The following is a 19459-nucleotide window of genomic DNA, read 5'->3' on the forward strand; positions in this document are numbered from 1 at the left end:
TCCCCCGGCCCGCACCTGAGCCGGGCCGAGCGGGGAAGGCGAAGGGCGAAGGTCGTATCCCGGAGGCGAGGAACCATGGACACCCAGCCGGTCATCGCGGCGGTCGACGGATCGGACGGCAGTCTGCGCGCCCTGGAATGGGCCCTCGACGCCGCACGCCGGCGCGAGGCCCCGCTGCGGATCGTGCACGTGCGCCAGTACGCGCCCTGGACGCAGCCCGAGGTACTGGCGGCCGGGCCGCCCGACCCGGACGAGGACCCGGTCCTCGACCAGGTCCGCGACCATCTGGCACGGTGGAGCGGCGGCCTTCCCGACGTCGAGTACGTCGCGCTGGAGGGCGCGCCGGGAGCGCTGCTGCCCGAGGCGGGTGCCACGGCCCGGCTGCTGGTGCTCGGCTCCCGGGGCCGCGGGGGCTTCGCCAGTCTGCTGCTCGGCTCCAACTCCCTGGCCGCGGCCCGTGACGCCGAGTGCCCGGTCGTCGTCGTGCCCCGGCCCGGACACGGGGGCGGGCAGGGGGCGCCGGCCGGGCCCGACCGGCCCGTGGTGGTCGGCCTGAACGCCGACAGCCCCGACGAGGCGACGCTCGCGTTCGCCTTCGCGGAGGCGGCGTCGCGCGATGCCCGGCTGCGGGTCCTCGCCGCCTATCCGTGGCCCCTGCAGACCTGGATGCTGCCCGGGGAGACGCCCCCGCCGCAGATCGACCAGGACGCCGTCGAGCACGAGACCCGTCTTCTGGCCGACGGCTTCCTCGCCCCGCACCGGGAGCGGCATCCCGGGGTCGCCGCCGGCGTCGACGTGCTGCCCGGGGACGCGGCAGGCCGGCTGGTCGAGGCGTCGCGGGACGCCGAGCTGGTCGTCGTGGGCCGTCATCGCCGTCGGCTGCTGGCGCCGGCCCGCATGATGGGGTCGGTGACGCAGGCGGTGCTGCTCCACGCGGTGAGTCCGGTCGCGGTGATCCCCCCGGCGGCACCGGAGGAGTAGCCCGGAGGGGCCGGTCGAGCCGGGGCGGGGCAGGCGTCGCGCCGCTAGGCGCCCGCGGGGCGCCTCCCCGGGAGGGCACCTCCCAGGGCTTCGAGGCTCCGGGGAGGCGCGGCTGCCCGCAGCCGAGGCGGCTAATGGGTGCATATGGGTCTATCATTAGCCGCATGCGGGACTCGATCATCGCGGACGCCCACCTCGTTCTGGACCTCGCCCTCACCATCCGTCATGACGGCAACGGCGGAGTCGCCGACGACCTGGCCGATCCCGCCGGGCTCACCGGCTGGGTACGGGCGCGCCCGGAGGCGCTGGCCGGTGCGGAACGCTACGTCGCCGACGCCGATGGTCTCGCCGGTGTCCGCGACCTGCGCACCGCTGTCCGCACCCTCTTCGCGCACGCCGTCCGCCCGGCCGACCCGAGCCCCGCGGACGCGACCCGTCTGCTGCCCCTTCCCGAGGCGCTGCGGCGCCTGAACGCCGCCGCCGCCCGCACCCCCACCGTCCCGGTCCTGGAGTGGTCCGACGGACACGGCCCCGCCGTACGCCGGCGCCCCGTCCCGGACGGCGGGCAGGACCTGACCGCCGTACTCGCCCAGGCCGCGATCGCCTTCCTCGCCGGTCCCGACCGCGAGCGCCTGCGCGCCTGCCACGCCCCCCGCTGCGTGCGCTACTTCCTGAAGGAACACCCGCGCCAGGAGTGGTGCAAGCCCTCCTGCGGCAACCGCGCCCGGGTGGCCCGCCACCACGAGCGGCACCGGCGGTCCGGGTAGCCGGGGAGGGTCTCGCCCGACCGTCCGGACCCGGGGCCGGGCACGTACCATGGCGGCATGTCGTTCCTCCGCCGCCGCAGTGCCACGCCCGCCGGGCCCGACTTCGACGTACTGGCCATGGACCCGGGCGACTGGCCCGGCAACCTGGGCGCCGGGCTGCTGCCCGCCCCCGACGGAAGCTGTCAGGGCGTCTTCCTGCGCTACGACCTGTTCGGCGGCCGCGGCCCCGCGATGGTCATCGGCAATCTGCCCGAGGGCTCCCCGGCCCGGGACCTCCCGGAGGGGGAGGTCCCCTTCGAGGTCGGGCAGTTGCTGCTGGCGCTGGAGAACGACGAGGAGATCACCGTCGTCGGCACCGAGGACGTGCCGGTGATGCAGGGCGACAACCTGCTGATCGTGCGCCGCGTCAAGCTCTCCGAAGGCCGGATCTCCTGCGTGCAGTTCGACCGCAGCGACAACGTCCTGGTGACCATCGCCGCCTGGGACCGCCCGATCACCGACGACCTGTACGCCCTCCTCAAGCCGCTGCCCGCGGAGCTGTTCCAGCAGGGCTGAACACAAGGGGCCGGGTTCCGCGGGAACCCGGCCCTCCCGCTACGTCCTCCCCGTCCTCACGACGACGTCACCGTCACGTCCGCCGCCCGGACGAAGCCGACCCGGTGGCCGAACTGGATCTCGTAGTACAGGTCCTCGCCCCGCACCACCCGGTGGGACGCCGCGTCGAAGGTCACCGCGTAGTAGTACTCGCCGGGCACCTTGCCCCCGGTCACGTACTTCTGGCCCTCGAGCACCGTGTACGGCAGCGGCGACACCGCCTGGGCCGGCACGCCCTCCGGGTAGGCGGCCTTCTCCGGGTACGCCCTCCCGTACACCGGAACCGGGCCGAGGCCCTTCCGCGGGGTGACGACCGTGCCCTTCGCAGGCACCGCGGTGGGCTGCTTCCGCGGATTCTCGAACCAGGCCTTCTGGCCGAGGTACCAGATCGCGGTCCAGTCGCCCCAGCGGTCGGCGACCGCGTACTGCTGACCCGTGGAGACCCGCGAGGACAGGTCGTTCACCCCGGTGGTCGGGGCGGAGCCGAGGCCGATGTCCCTGATCAGCGGGGAGTCCTCGTCGTGGTCGGAGTACAGCCGCACCGCGCTCGACCCGTGGGCGGCGCACGGCTCGCCCGCGGTCTCGCAGCCAGTGAAGACCGGTCGGTTGGCGGAGTGGTCGGGCCGGATCGTGACGATGCCCGCGTGCTTGCCGGCCGTGGCCTTCAGGGGCCTGCCCAGCAGTTCGAAGTAGTGCCGCCAGTCCCAGTAGGGGCCGGGGTCGGTGTGCATGCCGGGGATGGTGGCGGCGGTGGTCCCCGGCACCGTGTCGTGGCCGAGGATGTGCTGCCGGTCCAGCGGGATGTCGTACTTCTCGGCGAGGTACTTCACCAGCCGGGCCGAGGACCGGTACATCGCCTCCGTGTACCAGGCGTCGGGCTGCGCCAGGAAACCCTCGTGCTCCAGACCGATCGACCCCGCGTTGACGTACCAGTTGCCCGCGTGCCAGGCGACGTCCTTCGCCTTCACATGCTGGGCGATGTGGCCGTCCGTGGAGCGCAGACTGTACTGCCAGGACACATAGGCGGGGTCCTGCACCATGTCGAGGACGCCCTCCCAGGCGCCCTCCGTGTCATGGACGACGATGTACCGGATGCGCTGCGAGGCGGGCCGGTTCCCCAGGTCGTGGTTGCCGTAGTCGCCGTCGCCGAACTCCTCGTACGGCGCCGGGATCCACTCGCACGACACCGTCCTCGGGCACTCCGTCCCGGCGGCGGAGGCGGTGCGCAGACCGGCGCGCTCCAGCGCCGCGGTGTCGGGTGCGAGGTCCGGGCGGGCGTCCAGCGCCACCCGCTGTCCGGCGTCCGTGACCCGTGCCTCGCCGGCGCGGATCACCTCGTACACGTCATGGGCGTACGCCGCCGCCGACGCGGTGTCGTCCGCGCCGGAGAAGAGGGCGACCGCCGCGTACCAGTCCGCGGGGTCGTCGCTCCTCGGCCCGCCCAGCCGGCGCTGGGCCTCGGCCAGCAGGGCGGCGCCGCCCGCCACGTTCGCGGCCGGGTCCTCACGCAGGCGTTCGGGGTCGAGGCCGGTCAGGCGGGCGGCTTCCGGCAGTGTGGTGAGCCGGTCCGGCAGCTTCCCGGTCCGTGCCGCTCGTGTCCCGGGACGCTTCGGCGGGCGCGCCTCGTCGCCGCGCGGATCCTCCGTGCCGGAGGCGTGGTGGTCGGAGGCGGCGAGCGCGGCGCGGGCGTCCGTGAGGTGCATCGGTCCGTAGCCGCCGGTCACGCTCGGGGCGCCGCCGTGGGCGTCCCAGCGGGACTGGAGGTAGGAGACACCGAGCAGCACGCTCCGCGGTACGTCGTACCGGGCGGCGGCGGTGGCGAACGCGTGCTGCAGCCGGGTGTCGTCCGGAGGGGCCGGGGTGGGCGTCGCGCCCAGCAGCGGCAGCGTCAGCGCGGCCGCGGCGAGGGCGCGGAGGGCACCGCGGGCGGCGCGTCTCGGCGGCCCGGCCGCGTGGCGGGGCTCGACGGAGGGTTCTCGCAATGCAGCCTCCTGGGACGATCGGACACAGTGCGCCGGACGGGGCCGAGCGGTGCGTCAGTCGTACCGGTCGGCCGATGATCCGTCAATCATGCCCAGAGAGGCGCGGATCGCCTTGTCAATCAGGGTGTGCGGGAATTCCGTGGCGGCGGGGCCGGGGCCTGCGGTGCGTCAGTGGTGTACGCCAAGGGCGCGGGGCGGGGTGTTGCGCGGCCCGGCGCTTGCGGGGCGCCTCCCCCGGAGGGGCACCCCCCAGCGGCACGATTGCCCGTGGTGGGGGGAGGGGCGCGGGCAGCCCGCGCTCCTCCCCCCACCACGGGCGGTTCGGCGGGTCAGCGGGTGCCCACCGCCGCGCGTACTGCTCGGCGGGCGAGCTGACAGTCGTCGTGGAGGCGGCGGAGGAGCAGACGGTGTTCCTCGCCGGTCGGGGCCGCGGGGGACGTGTCCTGCATCGAGCGCTGTACGGCCGCCTCGTACGTGCGGATCTCCCGGGTCAGCACCAGCATCAGGTTCACCAGGAAGGCGTCCCGTGAGGCGGGGCCGGCCGACTGGGCGATCTGGCTGATCTGACGCCGCGCCGCCGGCGCGTCCGCCAGCACCGACCACAGCGTCGCCAGGTCGTAGCCCGGCAGGTACCAGCCCGCGTGCTCCCAGTCCACCAGCACCGGACCGGCCGGTGAGATCAGGATGTTCGACAGCAGGGCGTCGCCGTGGCAGAACTGGCCCATGCCCTGCCGCCCGGTCGCCAGCGCGATGCCGTGCAGCAGCTTCTGCAGGTCGCTCAGGTCCCGGTCGGTGAGCAGGCCCAGTTCGTGGTACCGGGAGATACGCGCCGCGTAGTCCAGCGGCGCGTCGAACGTCCCGGCCGGCGGCCGCCAGGAGTTCAGCCGGCAGATCGCGCCGAGTGCCGCCCTGATGTCCGCCCGCGGCGGCGCCTCCACGGGGTGCCGCTGGAGCGCCGCCACCCGGCCGGGCAGCCGCTCGATCACCAGCGTGCCGTTGTCCGGATCCGCCGCGATCAGCCGGGGCACCCGCACGGGCGGGCGGTGCCGGACGAACGAGCGGTATGCCGCTATTTCATGGCGGATCCGCTCGCTCCACGAGGGGGAGTGGTCCAGTAAGCACTTGGCGACCGCGGTGCTCCGGCCGGTGGCGCCGACCAGCAGGACGGACCGGCCGGTGCGGCGCAGCACCTGGACCGGCGCGAACTCCGGGCAGATGCGGTGCACCGACGCGATCGCCGTGCGCAGTTGGGCGCCCTGCGGGCCGGACAGGTCGAGCCGCCCGCTGAGCGGCTGGGTGCCCGGTCCCGCGGTACGCCGTACGTTGCCCGCGCCCAGCACGGGGTTCGCCGGGCGCGCGGGGGCGAGGTAGGGGCCGCTGTCCGACGGACGGGGGCGCAGCGGCCGGGGCGGGGCGGACACGGAGGACGATGCTGCGTACATGGGTGATACAGATCCCTTCGTGTGCCTGCGACGTCAGCGCACCACCCGGCCCGGCCGCCCGGACGCACCCTGGGGGAATGCCCCTGCGGCGACGGGGTCGTGGTGGCGCGTTCCTACTCGACACCCGATGGCCCCTGGCACACCATCTGGCGCACCCTGGCGAACCCTGGCGAATAGTCGCCCGGCAACCCGCACCGGGCTACTGTCAACTCAGCCGAGAACCTGGGGGCTTGACGTGAGCGGACAACCCAACACCCGGCTCTCGGACCTGTTCGGCCTGGCCGGCTGGTCCAAGGGCGAACTCGCGAGGCTGGTCAACCGGCAGGCGGCGGCCATGGGCCACCCCCAGCTGGCGACCGACACCTCCCGGGTGCGGCGGTGGATCGACATGGGAGAGATCCCGCGCGATCCCGTGCCGCGGGTGCTGGCGGCCCTGTTCACCGAGCGTCTCGGCCGTGTCGTGACCATCGAGGATCTCGGTCTGGTCCGGCACGGGCGTACGGGGAAACGGCCACGCCCCGGGAGTGCGGAACATCCCGACGGAGTGCCGTGGGCGCCCGAGCGGACAGCCGAGGTCCTCACCGAATTCACGGGAATGGACCTCATGCTCAACCGACGCGGCTTGGTGGGCGCGGGTGCCGCGCTCACCGCGGGCTCCGCACTCAGCAGCGCCATGCACGACTGGCTGCACACCGATCCGGCCCTGACCGCCGACGCTCCCCGACTCGACGACCCCCTGCGCGCGGAACCCGCCGGGTCCGACCGCTACGAGGCCGCCCCGATCGGCTCGCAGGAGATCGAGGAACTGGAGCGCTCCGTGGAGGTGTTCCGCGCCTGGGACGCCGCCCGGGGCGGCGGTCTCCAGCGCAAGGCGGTGGTCGGCCAGCTCAACGAGGTGGGCGGCATCCTCGCCTACCACCACCCACCCCATCTCCAGCGGCGCCTGTGGGGCGTCGCCGCCAACCTCGCCGTCCTCGCCGGCTGGATGTCGCACGACGTCGGCATGGAACCCACGGCCCAGAAGTACTTCGTGATCGCCGCCCACGCGGCCCGGGAGGGCGGCGACCGGCCGCGCGCGGGCGAGGCGCTCTCCCGGGCGGCCCGGCAGATGGTGCACCTGGGCCGGCCCGACGAGGCGATGGATCTGATGAAACTCGCCCAGTCGGGCTCGGGCGAGGAGGTCCTGCCGCGCACCCGCGCCATGTTCCACACCATCGAGGCGTGGGCGCAGGCCTCCATGGGCAAGGGCCAGGCGATGCGCCGCACCCTGGGCCGGGCGGAGGACCTCTTCGTCTCCGACAGGGGGGACGTGCCCCCGCCGAACTGGATGCAGCTGTTCAACGAGGCGGACCTGTACGGCATGCAGGCCCTGGCCTACCGGACGCTCGCGGAGTTCGAGCCGGACGCGGCCGCGCACGCCCAGCACTACGCGGACAAGGCCCTGGCGCTGCGGGTCGACGCACAGCAGCGGTCGAAGATCTTCGACTTCCTGTCCATGGCCTCCGCGTGCTTCATCGCCGACGATCCCGAACAGGCGGACCGGTTCGCGCGCCTCGCCCTGGTGTCGATGGGGCAGAACTCCTCACGCCGCACCTGGGACCGGCTGCGCCAGATGTACCGGCTCACCGCCGAGTACGCCTCGTACCCGAGGATCCAGGAACTCAGGGAGGAGATCGAACTGGTGCTGCCCAGGCCCCGGGGCAGGGGCGGCAGCGCCCAGGCGTGAGGGGCGGTCCGGCCCGCGGGCCCCGCTACGGGGCGACCCGGGCGACGAGCACACAGGCGGCGTCGCGCTCCCGCTCGCCGAGCTCCTCCACGACCGCACGGACGCAGTCCCGCGCGGTGCGGGCGGCGGCGAAGCGCGGGGCCAGTTCGAGGAGACGGTGGGCGGCCGTGGTTCCGGCGTGTCCGGGCACCAGCCCGTCGGTGTGCAGCAGCAGTACGTCGCCGGCCTCGAGGGTCTCCTCGGCCTGTCCGTAGGAGGCGCCCGGGACGGCGCCGAGCAGTACCCCGTCCGGCGCCTCCAGCGCCCGCCCCGTCCCGCCGCGGAACAGCAGCGGGGCGGGGTGTCCGGCCCGCGCCCACAGCAGTGAGCGGGTCCCGGGCCGGTAACGCAGGCAGGCGGCACTGCCCAGGGCCGGCTGCGCGGTGGTGTCCAGTAATCGGCTGAGGCAGGCCAGCAGGAGGCCCGGCTCGGTGCCGGCCATCGCCATGCCGCGCACGGCGCCGAGCAGCATCGCCCTGTCCGAGGCCGCGCCGACGCCGTGCCCGGGCAGGTCGCCGGCGCCGAGCAGGGCCGTCCCGTCGGGCAGTTCCAGGGCGTCGTACCAGGCACCGCCGATCCGCGCGTGCGCCGACGGCAGCCGGGCGGCGGCGAGATCGAGGGTTCCCGGGCCGGCCTGCGGGAGCCGCAGGGGGCCGTGCCACGCCGGCAGCACGGCCTCCTGCAGCTCGACCGCGAGCCGGTGCTCGGTCCGCGCGGCGGCGTGCCGCCGGCGGTGCAGCGAGTCACGGGTCTCGTTCACCGCCCTTCGGCAGCGGCGCAGTTCGCTGACGTCGCGCAGCACCGCCCACATCGAGGCCGTGCCGCCGTCGGCGCCGAGTACCGGTTCGCCCATCATGTGCACGGTCCGCACGCCGTCGTCCGGGTGCACGACGCGGAACTCCCCGTCGATGGGCCGGGCGTCGACGAGACAGTCCGTGACCATCGCGGTCAGCCTGGGCCGGTCCTCCTCGAGGACCAGCGAGGGCAGTTCGTCGAGGGTGAGCGGCGCGGCGGCCGGGTCGCGGCCCAGGATCCGGTACAGCTCCCCGGACCAGCGCACCTCGTCCGTGAGCAGGTCCCACTCCGCGCTGCCGACCGGGCCGACCGGTGGGTCGGGCCGCGACGCGGGCAGCGGGTCGTCCCGCAGCTGTGCCAAGTGGCTTCCGAGATCCTCCAGTTGATGCGATGCCAGGTCGTACAGCGCGCGCCGCCAGCGTTCCCGGGGGTCCGCCGCGTCGGCCGGGGCGTCACGGCGTACGGCGTCCACCTCGCCCTTGAGCCGCCGGGTCTGCGAGATGAGCGCGTCGACCGGGCCGCGTCCTGGCGGCTGGGCGGCTGGGCGGTCCGCGGAGAGGGGGGACGGCATGACGCGCTCCGATGCGGGGACGGTACGGCCTTCAGGCGGAGGAGGGGACCGTCACGACTGTGGCACAGCCCGCGACGGCCTGTGAGGGATTCGGCGACACACGATAAGGCGGTGCCGAAGGCATATGCCACAGTCTTCACCGGGTTACCCGCGGGAATACGTCAGAGGTGCTATCGGCGTCTCAACTCCCATGGTACGCACGTGACATGACGGACCGTCGGGAAACCGTCACCACTCACTCGCAGGTTCGACGGACAGACGTTCGCATGCGGGTGACCGGGGGGTCGCCCCGTGCTCAGTAGCGCAGCACCGCCGCCATCCCGTCCGCGTCCCCGAGCACGCCGTCCGGGACGAAGCGGACCTCGGCGCCGGTCTCCAGGCACTGCTCGACGATCTCGTCCACGATGTCCGCGCGGGTGTCCAGGTCGCCGTCCTCGGCGACGACCAGGTGCTCGCCGGTGTCACGCACCGCGATCCGGTAGTTCTCCTCCACGGCCAGCAGCCGGACCCGGCCCTCCCGGGCGCTCTGCCACAGCTCGTCGACGCCGGCCGCGAACTCCTTGCGCCCCCGGGCCGACTCCAGCGACCGGGCCACGTCCTCGGCGCCCCTGCGGGCCTCGGCCTCGAGCGCCGGCTTCACGGCCTGCCACACCGCCTCGGGCGTGCCGTGCGCCAGCCCGCCGTGCGGGACGTGCACGGCGTCCTTGGTCGCACTGCCGGCCTCGCCCAGCAGGGTCAGGGCGGCGGGCTCGCCGGTGACGTACAGCGGCCGCGGGTGGGCGCGCAGCAGTCTGCCCATCGCGGTGTCCGTGTCGCGCAGGAACCGGCGGGTGTCCTCGTCCCGGAAGTTGCTCGGCTGGTCGCCGATCCACTCCTGCCGCTCGGGGTCGAAGTTCGGCTCCTCCCGGATCAGCGGGAAGCCGCCGGCACGCTCCTCCACGACCCGGTCCACACCGCCGCTCCACAGGGTGGCCCGGTCGGCGGAGACGGACAGCACCCAGAACGGCCGCTCCGCCGTGTGCGCGGAGACGAGGTTGCGGGTCAGGAAGGTGTCGGAGAGGACGATGCGCTCGGGCACGGTGCGGGCGAGCGACCACACCTGGTGCTCGCCCGGCGCGGCGAAGATGACCAGGCCGTCCTCGGAGTGCGTCAGATCGACCTCGGCCAGGGCCCGGTCGAGCTGCAGGGCCACGTCGGCGCGCCGGTCCCGGGTGACCGCGGGGTCGGCCTCCAGCTTCTTCTTGGCCTCGGCCACCGCGTTGCGCAGCCGGACGGCGTCCTGGGCGTTGAGGGGATCGCGCCGGTGCGTCGGCGTCAGCAGGGACACCGCGGGGTAGGGGCGCGGTCGGCGAAGCTCGGCAAGGGTCGCGGGACTCAGATCGTGCTCCATGACAGCACCATAGGGCGGATCCACCGACAGGGCATTCGGGGCGAAGTCCCCTGCGCCTCCCCGGACCCGGCCGGCCGCTCAGAAGCGGCCGTCGTCCTCGGATCCGCAGGAGCTGCCGCTGCGCGGCAGGGAGCCGTAGAGCAGGAAGTCGTCGATCGTGCGGTGGACGCACTCGGACGTCCCGTAGCCGGTGTGTCCCTCGGCCCGGTTGTCCAGCACCACGGCCGAAGGACCGAGCCGCTCGGCCGTCTCCACCGTCCAGCGGTACGGCGTGGCCGGGTCGCCCCGGGTGCCGACCAGCAGCATCTTCGGCGTGTCGAGGTCCTTGACCCGCTCGCGGATGTAGTCGGTCCCCTTGGGGCGGCCGTAGCACAGCACCACCTGGGCGAGCCGGTACGGCCCGAAGACCGGCGAGGCCTCCGTGTAGGCGCTGCGCAGCCGGGCCAGGTCCCGGGTCAGCCGTTCGGCGTCCGGACGGTCGGGGTCGTCCGCGCAGTTCACCGCCATCAGCGCCGCCGGCAGGTTGTCCAGGGGCACGTCCTCCTCGTCGACGAGGGGGTGGTCGGCCCGCTGCGGCACGGGCGGCGCCATCCCTCCGGTCGCGAGGGCCTCCACCCCGCGCGTGTCCCCGTCCTCCATCAGCTGGGCGAGCGCCCGCTGCAGCAGCGGCCACCGCTCCTTGGTGTAGAGGCCCTGCCCGATGGCCACGGCCAGGTCCTGGCCGGTGAACTCGCCACCGAAGTCGGTCGGCACCGGGTTCTCGTCGAGCGAGTCGACCAGCTCCACGACCAGCGTGCGGGCGCCGCGCGCGTCCTGCCCGAACGGGCAGGCGAGCTCCTCGGTGCACCATGTGAGGAAGTTGTCCAGCGCGGTCTGCTGCCCCCTGGCGCCGGACAGCCCCTGCTCGGCCAGTGGCTCGGTCAGCGTGTCCACGCCGTCCAGCGCCATGCGGCCGACCTTCTCGGGGAACTCGGCGGCGTACACCGCGCCGAGCCGGGTGCCGTACGAGAACCCCAGGTAGTTGAGCTTCTCGTCGCCGAGCACCTGACGCATCACGTCCAGGTCGCGTGCGACGTTCACGGTGCCGATGTGCTCGAGGACCGGACCCGAGTGCTCGACGCACTCGGCGACCACCTCGCGCAGCTTGCGCAGCGTGTCGCGCGGATCCGCCGTCTCCTCGCCGCCGGTGGCCTCCAGCGCCCGGCCGGTGGCGTCGGCGCCGCAGCTGACCGGCGCGGAACGGCCGACGCCCCGCGGGTCGAAGGAGACCACGTCGTAGTCCTCGGTCAGGCCCAGGAAGTCCTCACGGCTCTGGGCGAGTCCCATCACCCCCGAACCGCCCGGGCCGCCGAAGTTCAGCAGCACCGAGCCCCGCGGGTCGCCGGAGCCGCGATAGCGGGCCAGGGCCAGCTCGAGGGTGCCCTCGTCGGGCTTCCCGTAGTCGAGCGGCACGGTGACCGCCCCGCACTGCATGTCCTTCGGCAGGTCCATGCCCTCGCAGGCCGTCCACGTGATCTTCTGGTCGTAGAACCGGTCGAGGCCGGATTCCGCCCGGCCGGCGGCCGTCAGCCCCGTACCCAGCAGGGCCAGCCCGACCGCCCCGGTGGCCGCGCAGCGCCGGACCGAGGGCCGCACCGCACAGCGCCGGACCGAGAGTCGCTTGGACAGCTTGGCCAGCATCGATGCCTCCAGGGACGCCCCGACCGGCGCCCTCGCCCACCATAAGCGGGCCCCGGAACTCCCGCCCGTCGGCCCCGTGGCGGCGCGCCGGGCGCCCCGGTCCGGTGTCCGGCCGCCACGGGTTCGACGGCCTTCGCCCGGGGGGCGCACGGCGGGACGCCCGACTGGGTGAACCGGCCGCGGCACACGGATGAGCCGTGCCCCGGATGCCGCGGCCGCGTTCTGCCCGGCGCGGCGCCGCACGCGGCCCCGCCGCCCTCGCCGGCACGGGCGCCGACCGGAGGCTCCCGGTCCGCGGCGCCGGCGCCGCGCTCCTCCCGGGCGGGGTCGCCCTGTACCGTCGCGTCCGCCCGCGGACGCACGGCTGAACCGCCGGGAGAGACGACCGGTCCCGTGGGTCAGCCGCGTCCGCGGTGGAACCGCCGGTGCAACTCCTTGACCTCTTCCGCCAGTCGGGGGACGGGGCCGGCCACGGCCACGCCGGGGGCGATCTCGGCGACGGGCAGCGTCCGCACCGGCGGGGCGGGCACCCCCAGCTCGGTGAGCCAGGACGCCAGCTGCTCGGAGGAGGCGACGTACACGATGCGTCCGAGGCCCACCCAGGCGTGGGCGGCGGCGCACATCGGGCAGTGCTCGCCGGAGGTGTACACGGTGGCCGCGGCCCGTTCGGCGGGGGTCATCCGGGCGGCCGACCAGCGGGCCAGCTCGAACTCGGGGTGCCGGGTGCGGTCCCCGGAGGCCACGCGGTTGTGGTCCTCGGCGAGCACGGTGCCGTCCCCGGCCACGAGCACCGAACCGAACGGCTCGTCACCGGCCTCCAGCGCCTCGGCCGCCAGCTCCACGCAGCGCCGCAGATACGGCAGTTCCTCGTCCCGCACGACCACGGACCGGCCTCCTCGCGATGTCCGACCGACGGCAACCCTAATCCCGTTGCCCCGGGTGCCGCCCCGTGGTGGGGTCCGGGGTATGGATCACACCGCTGTACTCACCCTGTTCGACCGCGAGATGCGCCGGGGGGCGCGGCCCGACGGCCCCGGCGCGGACGTGGAGCGCGTCGGCGCCGTGGTGCGCCACACGGGCCCCGCGCACGGCTGGAACGGCGTCGTCTGGTCCGCCCTGGAGGCGGTGGACGCGGACGCGGCGATCGCGGAGCAGATCGCGCACTTCACCGGGCTCGGCCGCGACTTCGAGTGGAAGCTGTACGGACACGACCTGCCGGTCGACCTCGGGCAGCGGCTCGTGGCGGCCGGGTTCACCCCCGGACCGGTCGAGACGCTCATGGTCGGCGAGGTCGCCGGCCTCACCCTGGACGCGGAGCCGCCCGCGGGCGTCCGCATCGTGCCGGTCACCGACCGGGCGGGGGCCGACCTGGTGGCCGACGTGCACGAGAGGGCGTTCGGCGCCGACGCGTCCGGCCTCCGCCGACAGCTGGGCGACCGGCTCGCCGCCGACCCCGACACCGTCGTCGCCGTCGTGGCCCTGGCCGGTGACGAACCGGTGAGCGCGGCCCGCATGGAGCTGGTACCGGGCACCCCGTTCGCCGGGCTGTGGGGCGGCGGCACCGTACGGCACTGGCGCGGGCGGGGCGTCTACCGCGCGCTGGTGGCCCACCGGGCCAGGGTCGCCGCGGACCGGGGCTACCGCTACCTCCAGGTCGACGCCTCCAGCCAGAGCCGGCCCATCCTCGAACGCCTCGGCCTCACCCCTCTGACCACGACCACGCCGTACGTCCACGCGGCCGCCGCGGCCGCGGACGGGGAGCGGCACGACCGGCGGGGGTGACCACCACTCATCGCCCATGACCGGCGTCATCGTTACGGGCTGCAACGGTCATGGGAGTCGGCAAGTGATCCCTCGCGCCGTCCGCCGAGGAGACCGCCATGTCCGCTGCCGCCCACGCCTCCCGCCCCCTCCACGTCGTGCCGGGATCCGGCCCGGCCGGAACCGCCCTCGCGCGGGAGCTCGTCCGGCGGGGTCACGCCGTCCGGCCCGTCGACCGGAAGGGGGACGGGCCCGGGAGCGGGGGTGCGGCGGTACGCCGCGGACGCCCGCACCGCCGTCCGCGCCCGCACCGCCGACGGCGCCGTCGATCCCGTCCCGCCCCTCTTCCCGAGGCCTCCGCCGCACCGCTCGTGCCCCCGGCCGCCGGGGCGGTCCCGCCCGGACGCGAAAGGGCCGGCCCGCGGCCGACGCGGACCGGCGCTCGGCTCCTTTCGTGGCCTTCCTACCGACGGCGGGCGCTCTTGGCGGCCGTGGCGAGGCAGGCCGTGCCCAGCATCAGGGTGAGGGCGCCGATGACGATGTTGTTCCAGGCGACCCCGGCGTCGGGGTCGTTGCCGACGATCCACGGCGAGACGATCATCCACAGACCCAGGGCGCACATGGCCCCGCTGAGGCCGTACATGCGGGCCGGGGACGCGGTGAAGCCCAGGGCGAGCAGGCTGATCGCGATGCCCATGATCAGGTTGTGGGGCACGAGCGCGGGCTGGCTCGTCGTGTAGTGGAGTATCCACGGGGAGGCCGCGCAGTAGAGGCCGAGCAGGAACACCGGTCCGTCCACGAGGGCCACATCACGACCGCCGAGCATGCGGTCGTACCGTGCCCGCATCTCGGGAGCGTCGGGGTGGCTCGTGATGTCACCGCGCGGGTGCGAGACGTTGGCCATGAGTCGTCTCCTTTGACTAGCAGGCCTGACCGCGTCCGGTGCGGTACGCGGTAAGGGTCGCGTAAGTTCATTCTGCCCTTATTTCACCTTTATGTGTAGGGTTCGCGGGGGAGCCGGATCCGGTCGCGGTCCTCGCCGCGGTCCGCGCGATGTTGCGGGCCATGCCGCCGAACACGACGGCGTGGAAGGGGGAGACGGCCCACCAGTACAGGTGCCCGAGCAGCCCGTGCGGATGGAACAGGGCCCGCTGGCGGTACCGGGTGCGGCCGGCGTCGTCCGTCTCGGCGTACATCTCCAGCCAGGCCAGCCCCGGCAGCCGCATCTCGGCCCGCAGCCGGAGCAGGTGGTCCGGCTCGATCTCCTCCACCCGCCAGAAGTCCAGCGAGTCGCCGGCCCGCAGCCGTGCCGCGTCCCGGCGCCCCCGGCGCAGACCCACGCCCCCGGCCAGCCGGTCCAGCAGCCCGCGCGCCGCCCAGGCGAGCGGGAAGGAGTACCAGCCGTTCTCCCCGCCGATGCCCTCGATCACCCGCCACAGGGACTCCCGCGAGGCGTCCACGGCCCGTTCCCGGAGGTCCGTGTACAGGCTGCCGCCGGCCCAGTCGGGGTCGGTGGGCAGCGGGTCGCTGGGCGCGCCGGGCACCGAGGCCGACGACCACCGGGTCGCCACGTCGGCCTCGCGCACGCGCTTCAGGGCGAGGCGCACCGCCTCCTCGAAGCCGAGCGGATGACCGGGCGGGTCGGGCACGTACCGCGCGATGTCGTGCTCCCGGCAGACCACCTCGTGCCGCAGCGACTCGGTGAGCGGCCGGGCGACGGACGCGGGCACCGGCGTGACCAGGCCCACCCAGTGGCTGGACAGACCGGGCGTGAGCACCGGCACCGGCACGATCGCACGGCGCGGAAGCCGGGCGACGGCCGCGTACCGGACCATCATGTCCCGGTAGGTCAGCACGTCAGGACCGCCGATGTCGAAGGCCCGGCTGACCTCCTCGGGCATGGCCGCGCTGCCCGCCAGGGCGCGCAGCACGTCGCGCACCGCCACCGGCTGGATCCGGGTGTGCACCCAGGTGGGGGTGACCATCACCGGCAGCCGCTCGGTGAGATGGCGCAGCATCTCGAAGGAGGCCGACCCCGAGCCGATCACCACCGCGGCCCGCAGCACGGTCGTGGGCACGCCCGAGTCCAGCAGGATCCGGCCCACCTCGGCCCGCGACCGCAGGTGCGGGGACAACTCCCGCTCGGGAACGCCCGCAGGGGTGAGACCGCCGAGGTAGACGATGCGCCGTACGCCGGCCTCCCGGGCCCGGCCGCCGAAGATCCGCGCCGCCCGGCGGTCCGTCTCCTCGAAGTCGCGGCCCGTCCCCAGTGCGTGCACCAGGTAGTACGCCACGTCCACGCCGTCCAGCGCCGCGGCCACGGACGCGGAGTCGGTGACGTCGCCGCGGACCACCTCCGCACGGCCCGCCCACGGATGGTCGCGCAGCCGGTCCGGCGAACGGGCCAGACAGCGCACCCGGTACCCGGCGTCGAGGAGTTCGGGCACGAGCCGCCCGCCGATGTACCCCGTCGCCCCGGTGACCAGGCAGAGCGGTCCCGGTCCGGCGCCGTCCTGAGGTGTCGTCACGGTGTCCTCCTCGTGTCGCGTGCGGTGTCGGGCGATCACTTCCCCGGAACGACGGTTCCGCACGGGTCCGCTCCCCTTCGGAGCAAGCGGCGGCGTGTGTCCGTGCCCCGGCGCGGGCGTCCCGTGCCTCCGGGCCCCGCCCCGGCCGACACGTCCCCGTCACGGTGACTGGTCTAAACCCTTGACTGGTACAGACCAAAGCGGTTGAGTGTGGTCCCACACCCCCCACCACGGCCGCCCCCACCGCCGTGACCGGCCCCGCCGGCAGGTGCGGGCGAGGCCCCGCTCAGGCATGTCCTCGTCCGGGAGCGGCCGCGTCCCGCGAAGGAGTCGTCCCCTTGTCGAGAAGACGCATCGCCGCCGTGACCGCCGCCCTCGTCCTCGCCGGCGGCGTGCCGGTGCTGCTCCCCGCCGCCACCGCCACCGCCTCCGCCGCCTCGTGCTCCGGTTACCCGAACTGGGTGGCCGGAAGGTGGTACAACGCCGGTGACATCGTGCGCTACACCGACGGCCGGGCGTACATCGCCGAGCACGCCAATCCGGGTTACGACCCGGTCGTCAGCACCTGGTACTGGGAGCCGTACGCCTGTGACAACGGCCCCGGAACGCCGGTCGGCGACTTCGTCGTGACCGAGGCGCAGTTCAACCGGATGTTCCCGAACCGCAATCCCTTCTACACCTACAGCGGGCTCACCGCGGCGCTGAGCGCCTACCCCGGTTTCGCCAACACCGGCGGCGACACGGTGAAGAAGCAGGAGGCCGCCGCCTTCCTCGCCAACGTCAGCCACGAGACCGGCGGTCTGGTGCACGTGGTGGAGCAGAACACCGCCAACTACCCGCACTACTGCGACTGGGGGCAGCCGTACGGCTGCCCGGCCGGGCAGGCCGCGTACTACGGGCGCGGGCCGATCCAGCTGAGCTGGAACTTCAACTACAAGGCCGCGGGCGACGCGCTCGGCATCGACCTCCTGGGCAACCCCTGGCTGGTGCAGAACGACGCGGCCGTGGCCTGGAAGACGGCCCTGTGGTACTGGAACACCCAGTCCGGCCCGGGCAGCATGACCCCGCACAACGCCATGGTCGCCCAGGCCGGTTTCGGCCAGACGATCCGCAGCATCAACGGCTCCCTCGAGTGCGACGGCCGCAACCCGGCGCAGGTGCAGAGCAGGGTGAGCGCGTACCAGCAGTTCACCCAGATCCTCGGAACGTCGCCCGGCGGCAACCTGTACTGCTGACGCCCGGCCGCTCGACGTGGTGTCATGCACCTGACCTACAATCCTCGGGCCGCGGCCCGCGCGCCGCGCGTGCGCGGGCCGCGGCCCGGACGAAGGGCAGCCACCATGCGCACCCCCCACGCCCTGTTCGCCACGACCGTCACGGCCGCCGCGCTGGCCGCGGCGGCCGTGGTGCCCGCACCCGCCGCGGCGGCTCCGTCACCCGGCGCCTACTACGTCCAGAGCGCGACGACCGGACTGAACGCCGCCGCCGCATCCGGAGCGGTCGAGCAGCACAGACCACGCGGCGACGAGGACCACCAGCGGTGGAACCTGGGCGCCGACGGCACCCTGGAGAACGCCGACAGCCCCGGCGCCTGCCTCGGCCGCGCCGGCGACCGGGCCCGGACCGTGGCCTGCGCGAGCCCGGAGGCGCGCTGGGAGATCGCCTCCGTGGGCGCGGACCGGTTCACGCTCACCGCCCCCGGCACCGACCGCCGCCTCACCGTCGCCCCGGGCCCCTCCGGAACGGACCGTCCCGCCCCGCTCGCCGTCGGCAGCGGCACGGGCGATCTCGCCACCTGGTACCTGACCCCGGTCGATCCGGTGACCCGCCCCCTGCCGGCGCGGGACCGGCGCACCCTGGACCAGGTCACCTTCCTCACCGCCCACAACGCCTACGCCAACGGCGTCGACGGCGGATTCGCCCCGCCCTTCGTCGGCCTCTTCCCCAACCAGAACCGGGGCGTCGAGCGCCAGCTCGCCGACGGCGTCCGCGGGTTCATGCTGGACATCCACCAGACCCCGGACGGCGCGATCCTCTGCCACAACAGCTGCACCCTGGTCAGCAGGCCCGTCGCCCTGTGGGTGGACCTCCAGCGCATCGTCGACTTCCTGCGCGCCCACCCCGACCAGTTCGTCACCGTCTTCCTGGAGGACTACGTCGACCCGGGCGTCCTGCGCTCCGAACTCGCCCGCGTCCAGGGGCTGCCGGACGTGCTCTACCGGCCCGACCGCACCGGCGTCCGGGAGAACGGCTGGCCGACCATGGGGCAGCTGACCGCCGCCGGACACCAGCTGCTGATCTTCACCGACCGCAGCCGCGCCGCCGACCGGGCCGCCGGAACGACCCGGGACGCCTTCGGCGTGATGTACCAGCGCGAGTGGACCGTGGAGAACCACTGGTCCATGGGTCCGGGCGTCGGCGTCTCCGACTGGTCCTGCTACAGCCGGTGGTACGACGCGGGCTCCGGCATCCCGCTGACCCGCACCGAACCCGGCTTCCGTCCCCTGTTCGTCATGAACCACTTCCGGGACGTCACGCTCACCTCCACGGCCGGCACGGACAACTCCAAGCTCGCCGACCGCGCCCGCCGGTTCTGCCAGCCGGCCGCCCGCAAGAAGCCCAACTACCTCGCCGTGGACCGCTACGACCTCGGTGACCCGGCGGCCGCCGTCGCGGCCCTCAACACCTACGCGTATCCGTAGCCGCCCGGCCGGTCCCGCTCCGGCGCCTCCTCGGGGCGGGATTGGCGCGCCCGGCGGTTTTACGTATAACCTCTCCGGTCAGTCCCCCTTCGAGAGGCCGCGATGAGACGCATCCCCCTGGTCGCCCTCGTCGTCGACGACTACGACGAGGCGATCCGCTTCTACACCGGGGCGCTCGGTTTCCGGCTCGCCGAGGACACGCCCCGGCCGGACGGCGGCCGCTGGGTCGTCGTCGAACCGGACGCCGGGCACACCGGCACGGGGCTGCTGCTCGCCCGTGCCGAGGGGGAGGCCCAGCGGGCCAGGGTCGGTGACCAGACCGGCGGACGCGTGGGCTTCTTCCTGTGCACCGACGACTTCGCCCCCGACCACGCGCGCATGACCGCCGCCGGCGTGGCCTTCCTGGAGGAGCCGCGCCACGAGCCGTACGGCTCGGTCGCCGTCTTCCGGGACCTGTACGGCAACCGCTGGGACCTGCTCCAGCCCGCCGCCCCCTGATCC

16 protein-coding genes are annotated in these 19459 nt (G+C 74.3%); 8 read left to right on the forward strand and 8 right to left on the reverse strand.

The window, feature by feature from the left end; all coding sequences use genetic code 11:
- Nucleotides 1–75 precede the first annotated feature (75 nt).
- The 3 genes from ACZ8ZB_RS30790 to ACZ8ZB_RS30800 all read left to right on the forward strand — a co-directional run bounded on the left by ACZ8ZB_RS30790 (nt 76) and on the right by ACZ8ZB_RS30800 (nt 2303).
- Complete coding sequence (locus ACZ8ZB_RS30790) at nt 76–981, forward strand: universal stress protein (protein WP_470740873.1); 906 nt, start codon at nt 76–78, stop codon at nt 979–981.
- A 164-nt stretch (nt 982–1145) separates the two neighbouring features.
- On the forward strand, nt 1146–1748 hold the full coding sequence (locus ACZ8ZB_RS30795; RefSeq protein WP_470740874.1) for a CGNR zinc finger domain-containing protein: 603 nt from the start codon (nt 1146–1148) through the stop codon (nt 1746–1748).
- A gap of 57 nt (nt 1749–1805) precedes the next feature.
- Nucleotides 1806–2303, forward strand: a complete 498-nt coding sequence (locus ACZ8ZB_RS30800; protein WP_381230780.1) for a glycosyltransferase family protein — start codon at nt 1806–1808, stop codon at nt 2301–2303.
- Between the two features lie 56 nt (nt 2304–2359).
- On the opposite strand, the gene ACZ8ZB_RS30805 is transcribed toward ACZ8ZB_RS30800, so the two are convergent.
- Together ACZ8ZB_RS30805 and ACZ8ZB_RS30810 are read right to left on the reverse strand one after the other, a co-directional pair.
- Nucleotides 2360–4324, reverse strand: coding sequence for an N-acetylmuramoyl-L-alanine amidase (locus ACZ8ZB_RS30805; RefSeq protein WP_470740875.1), 1965 nt, complete (start codon nt 4322–4324; stop codon nt 2360–2362).
- 329 nt (nt 4325–4653) lie between these two features.
- On the reverse strand, nt 4654–5766 hold the full coding sequence (locus ACZ8ZB_RS30810; protein ID WP_470740876.1) for an aminoglycoside phosphotransferase family protein: 1113 nt from the start codon (nt 5764–5766) through the stop codon (nt 4654–4656).
- Between the two features lie 235 nt (nt 5767–6001).
- On the opposite strand from ACZ8ZB_RS30810, the gene ACZ8ZB_RS30815 reads away from it, so the two are divergent.
- Entirely contained in the window at nt 6002–7492 is a 1491-nt protein-coding gene (locus ACZ8ZB_RS30815; protein WP_470740877.1) for a DNA-binding protein NsdB, read from the forward strand.
- A 25-nt stretch (nt 7493–7517) separates the two neighbouring features.
- Here the strand turns inward: ACZ8ZB_RS30815 and ACZ8ZB_RS30820 are convergent, their stop codons facing one another.
- The 4 genes from ACZ8ZB_RS30820 to ACZ8ZB_RS30835 form a co-directional block, all read right to left on the reverse strand.
- Nucleotides 7518–8897, reverse strand: a complete 1380-nt coding sequence (locus ACZ8ZB_RS30820) for a PP2C family protein-serine/threonine phosphatase (RefSeq protein WP_470740878.1) — start codon at nt 8895–8897, stop codon at nt 7518–7520.
- Between the two features lie 295 nt (nt 8898–9192).
- Nucleotides 9193–10287 carry a baeRF3 domain-containing protein gene (locus tag ACZ8ZB_RS30825; protein WP_470740879.1) on the reverse strand — a complete coding sequence of 365 codons (1095 nt, stop codon included), beginning with the start codon at nt 10285–10287 and terminating at the stop codon, nt 9193–9195.
- A gap of 78 nt (nt 10288–10365) precedes the next feature.
- Nucleotides 10366–11967: an alpha/beta hydrolase gene (locus tag ACZ8ZB_RS30830; protein WP_470740880.1), complete on the reverse strand. Its 1602-nt coding sequence runs from the start codon at nt 11965–11967 to the stop codon at nt 10366–10368.
- A 398-nt stretch (nt 11968–12365) separates the two neighbouring features.
- Nucleotides 12366–12851: a nucleoside deaminase gene (locus ACZ8ZB_RS30835; protein ID WP_470740881.1), complete on the reverse strand. Its 486-nt coding sequence runs from the start codon at nt 12849–12851 to the stop codon at nt 12366–12368.
- An 82-nt stretch (nt 12852–12933) separates the two neighbouring features.
- Between ACZ8ZB_RS30835 and ACZ8ZB_RS30840 the strand changes: the two genes are divergently transcribed.
- Complete coding sequence (locus tag ACZ8ZB_RS30840; RefSeq protein WP_470740882.1) at nt 12934–13749, forward strand: GNAT family N-acetyltransferase; 816 nt, start codon at nt 12934–12936, stop codon at nt 13747–13749.
- A 442-nt stretch (nt 13750–14191) separates the two neighbouring features.
- Here the strand turns inward: ACZ8ZB_RS30840 and ACZ8ZB_RS30845 are convergent, their stop codons facing one another.
- Together ACZ8ZB_RS30845 and ACZ8ZB_RS30850 are read right to left on the reverse strand one after the other, a co-directional pair.
- Nucleotides 14192–14632: an SPW repeat protein gene (locus tag ACZ8ZB_RS30845; RefSeq protein WP_470740883.1), complete on the reverse strand. Its 441-nt coding sequence runs from the start codon at nt 14630–14632 to the stop codon at nt 14192–14194.
- Between the two features lie 67 nt (nt 14633–14699).
- Nucleotides 14700–16256, reverse strand: a complete 1557-nt coding sequence (locus tag ACZ8ZB_RS30850) for an SDR family oxidoreductase (protein ID WP_470740884.1) — start codon at nt 16254–16256, stop codon at nt 14700–14702.
- Between the two features lie 338 nt (nt 16257–16594).
- On the opposite strand from ACZ8ZB_RS30850, the gene ACZ8ZB_RS30855 reads away from it, so the two are divergent.
- The 3 genes from ACZ8ZB_RS30855 (at nt 16595) to ACZ8ZB_RS30865 (ending at nt 19456) form a co-directional block, all read left to right on the forward strand.
- Nucleotides 16595–17491 carry a glycoside hydrolase family 19 protein gene (locus ACZ8ZB_RS30855; protein WP_470740885.1) on the forward strand — a complete coding sequence of 299 codons (897 nt, stop codon included), beginning with the start codon at nt 16595–16597 and terminating at the stop codon, nt 17489–17491.
- Nucleotides 17492–17596: 105 nt separating this feature from the next.
- The gene (locus ACZ8ZB_RS30860; RefSeq protein ID WP_470740886.1) at nt 17597–18958 is read left to right on the forward strand and encodes a phospholipase; all 1362 of its coding nucleotides are present in this window, start codon (nt 17597–17599) and stop codon (nt 18956–18958) included.
- A gap of 102 nt (nt 18959–19060) precedes the next feature.
- The gene (locus ACZ8ZB_RS30865; RefSeq protein WP_470740887.1) at nt 19061–19456 is read left to right on the forward strand and encodes a VOC family protein; all 396 of its coding nucleotides are present in this window, start codon (nt 19061–19063) and stop codon (nt 19454–19456) included.
- Nucleotides 19457–19459 lie beyond the last annotated feature (3 nt).

The organism is Streptomyces sp. 12E, from assembly GCF_055633275.1.

Bases quoted from the DNA above. Each gene is read 5' to 3' on its own strand.
- ACZ8ZB_RS30790 (WP_470740873.1), top strand. From the start codon at position 76: ATGGACACCCAGCCGGTCATCGCGGCGGTCGACGGATCGGACGGCAGT.
- ACZ8ZB_RS30795 (WP_470740874.1), top strand. From the start codon at position 1,146: ATGCGGGACTCGATCATCGCGGACGCCCACCTCGTTCTGGACCTCGCC.
- ACZ8ZB_RS30800 (WP_381230780.1), top strand. From the start codon at position 1,806: ATGTCGTTCCTCCGCCGCCGCAGTGCCACGCCCGCCGGGCCCGACTTC.
- ACZ8ZB_RS30810 (WP_470740876.1), bottom strand. From the start codon at position 5,766: ATGTACGCAGCATCGTCCTCCGTGTCCGCCCCGCCCCGGCCGCTGCGC.
- ACZ8ZB_RS30820 (WP_470740878.1), bottom strand. From the start codon at position 8,897: ATGCCGTCCCCCCTCTCCGCGGACCGCCCAGCCGCCCAGCCGCCAGGA.
- ACZ8ZB_RS30825 (WP_470740879.1), bottom strand. From the start codon at position 10,287: ATGGAGCACGATCTGAGTCCCGCGACCCTTGCCGAGCTTCGCCGACCG.
- ACZ8ZB_RS30830 (WP_470740880.1), bottom strand. From the start codon at position 11,967: ATGCTGGCCAAGCTGTCCAAGCGACTCTCGGTCCGGCGCTGTGCGGTG.
- ACZ8ZB_RS30840 (WP_470740882.1), top strand. From the start codon at position 12,934: ATGGATCACACCGCTGTACTCACCCTGTTCGACCGCGAGATGCGCCGG.
- ACZ8ZB_RS30845 (WP_470740883.1), bottom strand. From the start codon at position 14,632: ATGGCCAACGTCTCGCACCCGCGCGGTGACATCACGAGCCACCCCGAC.
- ACZ8ZB_RS30860 (WP_470740886.1), top strand. From the start codon at position 17,597: ATGCGCACCCCCCACGCCCTGTTCGCCACGACCGTCACGGCCGCCGCG.
- ACZ8ZB_RS30865 (WP_470740887.1), top strand. From the start codon at position 19,061: ATGAGACGCATCCCCCTGGTCGCCCTCGTCGTCGACGACTACGACGAG.